This is a genomic window from Nonomuraea pusilla, from assembly GCF_900109355.1.
In the GTDB taxonomy this organism is placed as follows: Bacteria; Actinomycetota; Actinomycetes; order Streptosporangiales; family Streptosporangiaceae; genus Nonomuraea; species Nonomuraea pusilla.
Genome location: NZ_FOBF01000031.1, coordinates 73,496 through 84,738, shown reverse-complemented (window position 1 = coordinate 84,738; position 11,243 = coordinate 73,496). Strand labels below are relative to the sequence as shown.

Below are 11,243 nucleotides of genomic sequence, written 5' to 3'. Positions count from 1 at the left end.
GTATGTGATCGCCGACAACTACTCGCCCCACAAACATCCCCAGGTCCGCGCTTGGGCTGCCGATAGTGATGTTGAGCTGGTGTTCCTGCCGACCTACGGTTCCTGGTTGAACTGGATCGAGTCGGAGTTCGCCGCGCTGCGCTACTACGCGCTGAACGGCACCGACCATCGCAGTCATGACGAGCAGAACGCGGCGATCGGCGCCTACGTGCGATGGCGCAACGCCCGAGCCGAGCCCAAGACCAACTTCGCCGCCAGCTCACCGATCAGAAGCTGGACCAGTTACCCGGCCAAGGTTGCGTGACGGGCCACTAGGAGAGGACGATGCGGCGGCCGGTGACGCGGCTCGGCTTGATCCGCAGGTACTGCCGCCTGTCGCCGCCCGCCCACGGCTCCACCCCGGTGGCGGCGGCCGCCTGCTCCTCCTCCGCGGTGACGTGGTGCAGCGAGCCCTGCACGAGCACGCTCCAGCCGCTGTGGCCGGCCGTGTCCACCTCGTCCACCTCGAAGGCGACCTGGTACTCCACGTCGGCCACGCCGGTGCGCAGGTCCTCGTCGGTGCTGCCGCCGGTGGACGTGCGGAACACCACCGCCCCGTCGCTCAGGCGGTAGTTCACCGGCAGCACGCTGAGGCCGTAACGGCCCTGGAAGGCGAGCCGGCCCACCCCGCCGGGCGCGAGCAGGGCGAGGGACTCCTCCTCGGACAGTTCCTCCAGGTGGGGCCTGCCGGAGGGCGGCGGCGCCACCTCGGACAGCAGCTCCTCCGCCGTGGTGCCGAGCGCGCCGGCCAGCCGGGCGATCGCCTCGCGCATCGACTCGCCGGTCTGCTCCTCCAGGAACGCCACGAAGCCGAGCGGGACGCCCGCCCGCTCCGCCAGCTCCTCCCTGCCGAGCCCGGCGGCGGCGCGCCGCTCGGCCAGCCGCCGTCCCAAGCTCTCGATGACGCTCGCGTTCACCGACATTTGCGACATTCCCCCTCGAAAACGGCTATGACCGTCATCTGTGTCACTTCTGGTGGTTTCGGTGCCTTCTCAGAAGTCATATGTACGGGAGACCGTATACCTGGGAGACCTTGTGATGGAACAGAGATCGCGTCCGGCGCCCCACGTCGTGGTCGTCGGCGCCGGCTTCGCCGGACTGTCCGCCACGCGGGTGCTGGCCCGGGGCGGCGCCCACGTCACGCTCGTGGACCGCAACCCGTACGCCACCTTCCAGCCCCTCCTCTACCAGGTCGCCACCGCCGGGATGGGCACCGCTGACGTGTCCTACCCCGTCAGGACCTTCGCAGCCCAGTTCCCCGACGTACGCGTCAGGCGGGCCCGGCTGGCCAAGCTCCACGCCTCCGAGCGGCGCGTCGAGCTCGACGACGGCACCGGCCTCGACTACGACTACCTCGTCCTCGCCACCGGCGTCACCACCAACTGGCTGAACGTGCCGGGCGCCGAGGAGAACGCCCTGCCCCTCTACTCGCTGGACGACGCGGTGGCCCTGCGCAGGCTGCTGCAGAAGCGCCTGGAGCAGGCCGCCACCGGCAAGCGGCCCGGCGCCCACACGGTCGTGGTCGGCGGCGGGGCGACCGGCGTCGAGATCGCCGGCACCCTCGCCGAGCTGCGCCGCAGGACCGTCCCGCTCACCCACCCCGAGATCGACCTGGGCAAGCAGACCAGCGTCACGCTGGTGGAGCGCTTCGAGCACGTGCTCGCGCCGTACAAGCCGAGGCTGCGCGACGCCGCCGCGCGGGCGCTGCACCGCCGCGGCGTGCGGCTGCGGCTCGGCGCGACGGTGGCGGCCGTCGAACCCGGCGCCGTCGTCCTGAAGGACGGCACCCGCCTGCACAGCGACGTCACCGTCTGGGCGCTCGGCGTCGCCGCGCCCAAGGAGGTGGCCGACTGGGGCCTGCCCCAGGGCAAGGGCGGGCGCGTCGAGGTGACCCAGGAGCTCAACGTCAGGGAGTACCCCGAGATCTTCGTGGCCGGCGACCTGGCGGCCCCGCCGCACCCCCTGCCGCAGCTCGCCCAGCCCGCCCTGCAGATGGGCAAGCACGTCGGCAGGCAGATCCTGGCCGCCGCCTGCGGGCACCGGCTCACGCCGTTCAAGTACCACGACCCCGGCATCATGGCCACCGTCGGCCGGGCGGAGGCCGTGCTCCAGCTCGCCAACGGCATGACGATGCGCGGGCTGCCCGCCTGGCTGGTCTGGATCTTCCTGCATGTGGCGTACCTGCTGAGCGGGCGCAACCGGATCAGCGTGCTGCTCAACTTCTTCTGGCGCTACGTCGGGCCGCGGCGCACCGCCACCCAGGTCGGCGAGTGAGCCGCCCGCGCCGCGCCGGGCCCGCGGCTACGTGCGCGAACGCCACAGGCCGATGGCGCTGACCCGGGAGTCGACGCCCAGCTTGGCGTAGATGCGATTGACGTGGTTCTTGACCGTCTTCTCGCTCAGGAACAGGCGCTGCGCGATCTGGCCGTTGGACTCGCCCCTGGCGATCAGCTCCATGACCTCGGTCTCGCGTTTGCTCAGGGACGTGAACACGCTCTCGAACGCTGCGTCGTCGACTCTCATCCGGCCTCCGGGGCGCGCAGACGGTCAGATCGCCGAGCCCCCCGTGCTTCCGGCGTTGGCGGTAGACAGCGAGCATAACCCGCGATGTCCGGGTTTGGGGGTGGTTGTAGAGAAAACGCCGATGGCCGGCCCCGAAGGACCGGCCATCTCAGTGGGGTGAGTGAAGGGACTTGAACCCTCGACATCCAGGACCACAACCTGGCGCTCTGCCAACTGAGCTACACCCACCACGCGCCGTCGCGTTGAACGGCACAGGAAAAGTGTAGCGGTGTTCGGGAGTCTTTACGCCACCTGTTATCCGCTGACACGCTCGGCGAGTGTCCTCGCGGTCGGGGTGTCGGGCCCCGGCTCCTCCACGAACACCGCCGCGCGGTAGTACCGCAGCTCCCTGATGCTCTCGACGATGTCGGCCAGGGCCCGGTGCCCGCCCTGCTTCTCCGGCGCCGCGAAGTAGACCCGCGGGTACCACCGCCGGACCAGCTCCTTGATCGACGACACGTCCACCATGCGGTAGTGCAGGTACGCGTCGACGGCCGGCATGTCGCGGGCGATGAACGTGCGGTCGGTGCCGATCGAGTTGCCGCACAGCGGCGCCTTCTTCGGCTCGGGCACGTGCCTGCGGATGTAGTCGAGCACCAGCGACTCGGCCTCGGCCAGCGTGACGCCCTTCGCCAGCTCGGGCAGCAGCCCCGACGCCGTGTGCATCTCGCGCACGACGTCGGACATCTGCTCCAGCGACTCGGACGGCGGCTTGATCACCACGTCGACCCCGGCGTCGAGCTGGTTCAGCTCGCTGTCGGTGATCACGCACGCCACCTCGACCAGCGCGTCGCGACCCAGGTCGAGCCCGGTCATCTCGCAGTCGATCCAGACCAGAACGTCACTCATACGATCTCCTCGCCCAGCGGCTCGGAGCAACCCGCCCGCTTGTCAGCACTCAGCCTAGTGTCCACTGCTCACGCGGGCTTCAGCGAGCCGAGAACCTGGCCCACCACGTCCGTGCCCAGGGTGTCGGGAACGGACATGTAGAGCAGTGCGGGACGCTCGCCCGCGCCGCGGTCCATGAGCACGACCGCGCCGTTCTCCTTCTTCCACTTGTAGCCGTTCTTCTGCGACACCTCGGTGAAGTCGAACTCGAACTGCACCACCCACGCGTCCCTGTCGCCGATCTTGATGGCCTTGTCCTGCACGACCTTGCTCTTGTGCGGAAGGCTGTAGAACCGGGTCGAGAAGTCGGTGAAGACGGTCTTCGCCGTGGCGCCCAGGCCCTCCTTGCCCGGGTACGGGTAGCTCTCGCTCAGCACGCCCGTGTAGACGTTGCCGATCCAGTCGCCGCCCTTGCCGTCGAAGTTCTCCTGCGCGGTGGCCTGCACGGCGGCCGACCACGACTGCTCCGCCGGGTCGGTGCCGTTGACCTGGGAGTACTCGGGGACCGTCCAGTCCTTCGGCACCTGGAACGAGATGCCGGACCTCGCGTCGGACACCCGGCCGCCCTCGGGCTGCGCCAGCTCGCCCGTGGCCTGCGGCGGGTCGGACTCACCCGGGGTGGGGTCGGCGGGGGTCGGCTCGCTCGGCGGCGGCTCCTGCTGCTCCTGCGTCTGCCCCGGCGTCGAGGACGCGGTGGACGTGCTCTCGCGGTTCACGAACAGGAAGCCGGCGACCACGATGAGCACCACCACGACCAGCGCCGCCACGCCGCCGAGCACCCACGGCAGGGGGCTGCGCTGCTTCGGCGGAGGGCCGTAGCCGGGGCCCGGCAGGGGAGCGCCGCCCCACTGCGGCTGCTGCCCGTAACCGGCCTGCCCGTATCCCTGCTGGCCGTATCCCTGCTGGGCGAAGTCCTGCGGCCCGTAACCGGCCTGGCCCTGGCCCGGCTGCGCGTTCCCCTGCTCGCCCTGGCCCGGCTGCCCGTGGCCGGGCTGCCCGTACGGGGAGTCGGTGGAGGACGGCCGGCCGTACTGCAACGTCGGGTTCGCCGGCATGGCCGCCCAGCCGGGCTGCGGGCCCGACGCCGAACCGGGCTGCGGGCCTGACGGGGAACCCGGTTGCGGGCCGGACGGGGAACCGCCCTGGGGGCCCGGCTGCGGGCCGTACTGGGAGTATGGGCCTGAGGCGGTCTGCCGCGGCTGCTGCCCCTGCTCCTGGCGGTGGGTGGCGTCGGTCCACTGGGCGCCGTCCCACCAGCGAAGCTGGGGCTCACCGTACGGATCGGGGTACCAGCCCGCCGGGGTCTGCGTGCTCATGCACGTCAGATTAGTAAAGAAGACCTTTGGTGCGCATTGCCGCCGGGCTCAGCACTTGTAGGTGAAGCTCGCCTTGTCCGTGCGGACCGGGCCCGGCGACAGCACGCGCAGGGTCGCCGTCGCCTTGACCGTGCTCCTGCCCTGGAGCGTCCAGCGCAGCGGCACCTTGTAGGTGGTCTGGTCGGCGCTGGTGCGCAGCGTGGCCTTCACCACCTCCTTGTCGAGGTTCTTGCGCCACTCGTAGCTGATCTCGCCGACCCCGCCGTTCGTGACGATCGTGCCGGTGACGAGCACCGCGCTGTCGCACCCCTGCGCCTTCTTCGGCGCGCTCACGTCGATCGACCGCACCGCCAGGTCGGGGACGTCGCTCAGCTTGAGCCAGGCCAGGACGGCCCCCGCCACGACGACGGCGAACAGGACCGTGGACAGGACCGTGCGGCGGCGCCTGGCCCGCGCGGCCCGCCCCCGCCTCCCGCCGCCCCCGTGGACCGTCGGCACCTCGCCCCGTGCCGCCCCGCGCTGCCCCGAGCGCCAGACGCGCTCCGCGTCGGTCTCGGGCCTGGCGACCTCCGTGTGCACGCCCTGCCCGAAGTGCTGCGCCTGCCCGTGACCGACGTCCTGGGCGTGTCCCTGGGCGGCTCCCTGCCCGTAGGGCTGCGCGACTCCCGCGCCCGGCACGTGGAGGAGGGTGACGATGTCGCCCTCGTCCCGAGGCGCGGGCGGCCCGGCCGGTACGGGGTGGGCGGGCGGCTGCGCGAACGCCGACCTGCCGCGGGCGGCCAGCGCCGGCCCGTCACGGCTGATCAGCCCGCCGGGCAGCACGCCGCGGCCGTCCACCAGCTCGGCGCGGGCGGCGGCGACGCCCCGCAGGGTGGCCGTCGCGGCGACCCGCTCGAACAGCGCGGCGGCCTGCGGCGCGCTCTGCCCCACGGCGGAGGCGAGGCCGCGCGCCAGCGACGCCCAGCCCATCGCGTCGCGCTCCGGCGGCGACACCTGCCCCCTGATGGCGTCGGACAGCCCGCGCTCCGACAGCAGCGCGGCCCCCTCGGACGTGACGACGACCGTGCCGGGATGCACGGAGCCGTGCGTGACCCCGGCCGCGTGCAGCGCGAGCAGGGTCTGCGCGGTGTCCGCCAGGATCGAGGCGGCGCCGCCCGGGCCGAGCGAATCGGGCGGGGCGGCCAGCAGGTCGTTCAGCGTGGGGCTGACCGCCTGCGCGGTGAGCAGCCACACCTGGTCGCCCGCCGCGACGACGTCCGCCACCGGGATCAGACCCGACAGCCCGCCCATCACCAGCCGCTGGTCGGTCATGACGGCCGCCACCACCCGGTCGCGGACGCCGGGCAGCCCGATGATCCTCGGGTCGAACAGCAGCGCCCCGGCCCTGCGGCCGTCGGGAGAGATGGCGTCGATCCAGTTGCCGAGCTCGGTCAGCCAGGTGTGCTCCGTGAGCCTGAACCCGGCGATGCCATGCCCTGAGGCTCCTGAGGTGTTCATCGCCGTCGCCCCTCGCCGCGCCTAGCGCTTCTTCCGGTGCCGTCCCGCCATGCGGCGCCTCACGGCCAGTGTGACGGGAACGGCGCCGGACGTCACCAGCCCGAACGCGAGGAGCTCCGCCTGCGCCTGCCCGGCGAGCTCCAGCCGCGGCGGCTGCGGCGGGGAGGACTGGCCGCCCGAGGGGGTCTCGCCGGGGGTGCTCGGCGGCGGGCTGCTCGCGGGCGGGCTGCTGGCCGGAGGGGCGCTGGTCGGCTGAGAAGTGGTGCGGGTGGGCGTGGGGGTCTGCGTCGCAGAGGGCTTGGAGCCGTCGCTGCTCACCGTGCTGTTGCCGGTGACGTCCGGCTCGGGGGAGGAGGAGGTCGGGGTCGGCGTCCGCGTCCTGACGGGCGTCCGCGACGCGGTCGGCGTCGGCTTCGGCGTAGGAGTCCTGACCGGCCTGGAGGCGGTCGGCCGGACCGGAGGCGGCGGCGCGTCGCTCACCGTGGCGGGCGGGGTCGTCGAGGGCTCCTCCGTCGGCTCCTCCGTGGGCTCGTCGGTGGGGTCCTCGGGCGGGTCGGTCGGGTCCTCGTCGCCGAGCCCGGGGTCGTCGGTGACGGGGTCGGCGCTCGGCGTGACGTCCGAGGTCTGCGCGCTCAGCACGGGCTCGTCCGAGGACGACTTGACGACGACCACGGCCACGCCGGCCACGACGCCGGCGGCCACCAGCCCCACCGCGATCTTCGTGGAGAGCTTGCCGAGCAGCCGGGACGGCGTGCGGAAGCGCGTCTCCGCCAGGGACGTCCGCACCTCGGGGGGGTCGGCCAGCGGCGACGGGAAGAGCAGCGCCAGCAGTCCGGCGAGCGCGGCCAGCCGGCGCCGCCCGCGCTCCTCCCAGTCCTCCCCGTACGCGTCGGCCGCGACGGCCTCCAGCTCGGTGAGGAACGCCTCGGCCGAAGGGGGCCGCTCGCCGGGGTGCTTGGCCAGGCCGCGTTCCACCAGGCCCTGCAGCGGCGCGGGCACCTGCTCGACGGGCGGCGGCGCCACCTGGTGCTGCCGGGCGAGCGCGGCCATGGTCGTGGCGCGGTAGGGGCGGGTGCCGGTGAGGCACTCGAAGAAGACGACGGTGGCGGCGTAGACGTCGGTGGACGGCGCGGCGGGCGCGCCCGACCACTGCTCGGGCGCCATGTACGGCGGCGTGCCCGCGGCGCTCGCGCCCTCCCCGGCCCGCACGGCGATGCCGAAGTCGACGAGCTTGCTGCTGCCGTCGTCCTTGACCATCACGTTCTCGGGCTTGAAGTCGCGGTGGACGACGCCGATGGCGTGCGCGGCGGCCAGGCCCTGCAGGGCGCCCTTGAGCACGGCGAGCGCGGCCTCGGGGCCGGTCGGCCCCTCCGAGCGCAGCAGCTCGCGCAGCGAGACGCCGTTGACGAGCTCCATGACGATGGCGGCGCCCTGGCCGCTCTCGACGTAGTCGATCAGGTTGGCGTGGTGCGGGCTCTGGAGCGTGCCGAGCAGCCTGGCCTCGTGCCGGAACCTGGCCACGAAGCCGACGTCGGCGCGGAGGCCGTCGGAGAGGTACTTGATGGCGACCTCGGCGCCGTCGTAGTCGCGCCGGGCCAGCACCACCCGCCCGGCGGCGCCCGAGCCGAGCTCGCGCACCTCCGTGTATCCGGGGACCCCCCAGTGCCCATCGCCGTACATACAGTCTCCTCTGTACTCGATTGGGCCCCCACCCGTATCAACCGGAGCGTAGCCTAACCCCTGTCACCAGGTGTCTCTCTACTCAAATGCCGATAAATCGGAAATCGGGAGTTAACGTGGTGTGTCGGAGTCGTCGGGTGGAGAAGGCTCCTCCGAGGGGCACTCGGGCGTGCTGCCGCTCGCGGTGTCCGTGCCGCCGGCCGCCGCCGGCACCGTGCCCGCGCTGACCGACCACTCCGTGCCGCACGGCAGCAGCCGGTGCGCGAACGCGTGGCTCACCGTCCTCGTGTACGACGTGTCACCGGACAGCGTCACCCGCTCCGAACCCCTGGACTCGCCCAGCGCGAACCTCAGCTCCATCGCCACCGGCTCGGTGTTGCCCGTGGTGACCGAGACGACCGCGGTCAGGGTGCCGTCCTCGCCCATCGACGCGCGCACGATCGACACCCGCTTCACCGCGGGCGGGCAGGTGACGGCGACCCGGTCGGAGGCGGTCCTGCCGCCGGCCCGCACCTCCACCGACACCGTCGCCCCGCAGGGACGCGACCGGAAGGAGTGCGTGAACGAGGGCGTGTACGAGGTGCGTCCCGACAGGTCGGCGCGCCGGGTGGCGACCGGCTCGCCGTCGACCGCGAACACCGCCTCCACCGGGATCTCCTCGGTGCCGCTCGCGCTCAGCCCGGCCCTCGCCACGACGTCCCCGCCGTCGCCGGGCATCGACAGCGCGACCCCCAGCTCCGTCACCCGCGTCACGCAGGGCGGCACGGCCAGCGAGGCCGACGCGGCGCCGCCCGGCGCGGCGGGCGAGGTGACGACCGTCAGCGTGACCGTCCTGCCGCAGGGCCGCTCGCCGGCGTCCCAGGTCAGCGTGCGGGTGTAGGTCCTGGCGCCGCTCAGCCGCAGGCGCTCGGCGCTCGGGCCGTCGTCGCCGGAGAGCCTCCAGGTGGCGACGGCCGTGACGGGCGCGGTGCCGCTCGTCCTGAGCGTCACCCTGGCCGAGACCTCGCCGTCGTCGCCGACCGTGAGCCCGCCGACGTCCACGCCGAGCACGGAGACGGGCGGCGCCGGCGTGCCGGCCGTGGGCGTGGGCGTGGTCGCGGGGGTGGTGGCGGGCGCGCGCGTGGGCGTCGGCCTGGGGGTGGTCCTGGGCGTGGGGGCGGGAGAGGAGGACGTGGCGGGCGGGCGGCTCGACGGCTGAGCCGGCGGGCGGTTCGGCGGGCGGCTCGACGGGCGGTTCGACGGGTGCCGCGCGGGCGTCGGGGTCGCCCGCGGCTCACGGCTCCCGGGAGGCGTCACCGTGGCGGCAGGACCGGGGGTCTCCGCGTCCGTGCCCTCCGGGTTCCCGGCGCCCGTGCTCTCGGGGCCCGTGCTCTCCGGGCCGGTGGGCGCGAGGGCCGGCTCGCCCGTCCCCGCCGAGAGCGAGGGGGCCGCCGCGGCCACGTCGATCGGCGTCGCGGGACGCTCCCTGGCCGCCAGCGCCACCACGACCGCGGCCGTCGCCACCAGGGCGACTCCCGCGCTCATCGCCACCCGTCCAGGCGCGGAACGCAGCCGCCCCGGCGTCGAGCGCATCCGGCCCGAGGCCGCCCGCACCCGGCCGAACACGGTCCGCGCCAGCGACGTCGTCGCCTGCGCGGCGGGCTCGGGCGGGGCGGGCAGGAGCAGGGCGAGCAGGGCCACCAGCCCGGCCAGCCGCCTCCTGCCGCGCTCCTCCCAGTCCTCCCCGTACGCGGCCGCCGCCACCGCCTCCAGCTCGGCCAGGAACGCCCGCGCCCCCGCAGGACGGTCCGCCGGGTTCTTGGCCAGGCCGCGCCGCACCAGCTCGCGTACCGGCTCGGGCGCGTCGTGCAGCGGCACGGGCGCGTGGAGGTGCTGGTAGCCGAGCACGCTCGGCTCGGTGGACCGGTACGGCCGGTGCCCGGTGAGACATTCGAAGAACACGGCGGTGGCGGCGTACACGTCGGTGGCGGGGGAGGCGGGCAGGCCCTCCCACAGCTCGGGCGCCATGTACGGCGGCGTGCCCTCGGCCCGCCCGGCGGTGCCCTGACGTACCGCGATGCCGAAGTCCACGAGCTTGCTGGCGCCGTCGTCGCGCACCAGGACGTTCTCCGGCTTGTAGTCCTTGTGCACGAGCCCCACCTGGTGCGCCCTGGCCAGGCCGAGCAGCGAGCCCTTCAGCACGGCGAGCGCCGCCTCCGGGCCGGTCGCGCCGTTCTCCCGCAGCAGCGCGCGCAGCGAGACGCCGTTGACCAGCTCCATAACGATGGCCGCGCCGCCCGGGTCCTGGATGTACTCCCACATCGTGGCGATGTTGGGGTCGCGCAGGGTGGTCAGCAGCCGCGCCTCGGACTGGAAGCGCGTGAGCGCCACGGGGTCGCGCAGCAGCGACGCGGCCAGGTACTTGATCGCCACCTTGACGCCGGTCTCGTCGTGGACGGCCAGCACGACCCGTCCGGTGGCGCCTGACCCGAGCTGCCGGACGTCGGTGTATCCGGGAGCGCTCCACTCCATTGCCTCTCCCATCAGGAGCCGGCCCACCTGATGGGACGCGCTGTCCAGGAGCCGGGTTGGCGCCAGGTGGTTCCGGATTTATGGAACTACTCCCGACGGAGGATGTGAACAGGGGTTTCGATACCTTCTGGGAGTACCGGATCGGGTTCGGGCTTCCCCCACGCCGTGACCAGGGGAAGCACGCCCGCCCACACCGGCAGCGCGTAATCCTCGTCCTCGTCCTCGGGCGCGCCCTGCCGGATCTTGACCGACGCCTCCTCCAGCGACAGCGCCAGCACCGCCGTGGCCGCCAGCTCCTTGCGCGAGGGCCGCCTCGCGTAGTCCCACTGGCCGGGGACGAGCTGCTCCGACAGCGCCCGCAGCCCGTCCATCCGCTCGTCGGGGTCGGTCACGAGGCGCGCGCGGCCGTACACGACGGCCGAGCGGTAGTTGACGGAGTGGCTGAAGATCGACCGGGCCAGCACCAGGCCGTCCAGGTGCGTGACCGTGACGCACACCTCGGCCCCGTCAGCGGCGCGTAGCGACCTCGCCCCCGTGGACCCGTGCAGGTAGAGGGTGTCGCCGACGCGGCCGTAGCAGGTCGGCACGACCATGGGGTGGCCGTCCGCGACCACGCCGAGATGGCAGACGAGACCGGTGTCGAGCACCTGGTAGAGATCGTTCCTGTCGGTGCTGCCCCGGTGCTTCTCGCGGCCGAGGCTGGTACGGGGTGTCGCGGAGAGCATGGGTTCGACCGTAACGGCGAAGTGG

10 protein-coding genes and 1 tRNA gene are annotated in these 11,243 nt (G+C 73.3%); 2 read left to right on the top strand and 9 right to left on the bottom strand.

Annotation, left to right across the window (positions count from 1 at the left end; translation table 11 throughout):
- Positions 1-304 (top strand): transposase (locus BMX74_RS39785; protein WP_177227691.1); only part of this gene is annotated, 304 nt, incomplete at its 5' end.
- Positions 305-311: 7 nt separating this feature from the next.
- Here BMX74_RS39785 and BMX74_RS39780 read toward each other — a convergent pair.
- Positions 312-962, bottom strand: coding sequence for a helix-turn-helix domain-containing protein (locus BMX74_RS39780; protein WP_055509827.1), 651 nt, complete (start codon positions 960-962; stop codon positions 312-314).
- Between the two features lie 115 nt (positions 963-1,077).
- Between BMX74_RS39780 and BMX74_RS39775 the strand changes: the two genes are divergently transcribed.
- Positions 1,078-2,313, top strand: a complete 1,236-nt coding sequence (locus tag BMX74_RS39775; RefSeq protein ID WP_055509829.1) for an NAD(P)/FAD-dependent oxidoreductase — start codon at positions 1,078-1,080, stop codon at positions 2,311-2,313.
- Positions 2,314-2,340: 27 nt separating this feature from the next.
- Here BMX74_RS39775 and BMX74_RS39770 read toward each other — a convergent pair whose 3' ends face one another.
- From BMX74_RS39770 to BMX74_RS39735, 8 genes are all read right to left on the bottom strand, one after another.
- Positions 2,341-2,562 (bottom strand): response regulator transcription factor, encoded by a 222-nt coding sequence (locus BMX74_RS39770; protein WP_055509832.1) that lies wholly within the window; start codon positions 2,560-2,562, stop codon positions 2,341-2,343.
- 152 nt (positions 2,563-2,714) lie between these two features.
- Positions 2,715-2,790 (bottom strand) — tRNA-His (locus BMX74_RS39765).
- 66 nt (positions 2,791-2,856) lie between these two features.
- The gene (gene orn / locus BMX74_RS39760) at positions 2,857-3,450 is read right to left on the bottom strand and encodes an oligoribonuclease (protein WP_055509834.1); all 594 of its coding nucleotides are present in this window, start codon (positions 3,448-3,450) and stop codon (positions 2,857-2,859) included.
- 68 nt (positions 3,451-3,518) lie between these two features.
- Complete coding sequence (locus tag BMX74_RS39755) at positions 3,519-4,805, bottom strand: DUF2510 domain-containing protein (protein WP_082535662.1); 1,287 nt, start codon at positions 4,803-4,805, stop codon at positions 3,519-3,521.
- 48 nt (positions 4,806-4,853) lie between these two features.
- Positions 4,854-6,302, bottom strand: a complete 1,449-nt coding sequence (locus tag BMX74_RS44625) for a protein kinase family protein (protein ID WP_091105582.1) — start codon at positions 6,300-6,302, stop codon at positions 4,854-4,856.
- Positions 6,303-6,323: 21 nt separating this feature from the next.
- On the bottom strand, positions 6,324-7,982 hold the full coding sequence (locus BMX74_RS46425; RefSeq protein WP_091105581.1) for a serine/threonine-protein kinase: 1,659 nt from the start codon (positions 7,980-7,982) through the stop codon (positions 6,324-6,326).
- Between the two features lie 111 nt (positions 7,983-8,093).
- Positions 8,094-10,493: a serine/threonine-protein kinase gene (locus BMX74_RS39740; RefSeq protein ID WP_091105579.1), complete on the bottom strand. Its 2,400-nt coding sequence runs from the start codon at positions 10,491-10,493 to the stop codon at positions 8,094-8,096.
- Between the two features lie 86 nt (positions 10,494-10,579).
- Positions 10,580-11,218: a pyridoxamine 5'-phosphate oxidase family protein gene (locus BMX74_RS39735; protein WP_055509846.1), complete on the bottom strand. Its 639-nt coding sequence runs from the start codon at positions 11,216-11,218 to the stop codon at positions 10,580-10,582.
- Positions 11,219-11,243: the final 25 nt, after the last annotated feature.

Coding starts and splice junctions, on each gene's coding strand:
- BMX74_RS39740 (WP_091105579.1), bottom strand. CDS start 10,493: ATGGAGTGGAGCGCTCCCGGATACACCGACGTCCGGCAGCTCGGGTCA.
- BMX74_RS39775 (WP_055509829.1), top strand. CDS start 1,078: ATGGAACAGAGATCGCGTCCGGCGCCCCACGTCGTGGTCGTCGGCGCC.
- BMX74_RS44625 (WP_091105582.1), bottom strand. CDS start 6,302: ATGAACACCTCAGGAGCCTCAGGGCATGGCATCGCCGGGTTCAGGCTC.
- BMX74_RS46425 (WP_091105581.1), bottom strand. CDS start 7,982: ATGTACGGCGATGGGCACTGGGGGGTCCCCGGATACACGGAGGTGCGC.
- orn (WP_055509834.1), bottom strand. CDS start 3,450: ATGAGTGACGTTCTGGTCTGGATCGACTGCGAGATGACCGGGCTCGAC.
- BMX74_RS39755 (WP_082535662.1), bottom strand. CDS start 4,805: ATGAGCACGCAGACCCCGGCGGGCTGGTACCCCGATCCGTACGGTGAG.
- BMX74_RS39770 (WP_055509832.1), bottom strand. CDS start 2,562: ATGAGAGTCGACGACGCAGCGTTCGAGAGCGTGTTCACGTCCCTGAGC.
- BMX74_RS39735 (WP_055509846.1), bottom strand. CDS start 11,218: ATGCTCTCCGCGACACCCCGTACCAGCCTCGGCCGCGAGAAGCACCGG.
- BMX74_RS39780 (WP_055509827.1), bottom strand. CDS start 962: ATGTCGGTGAACGCGAGCGTCATCGAGAGCTTGGGACGGCGGCTGGCC.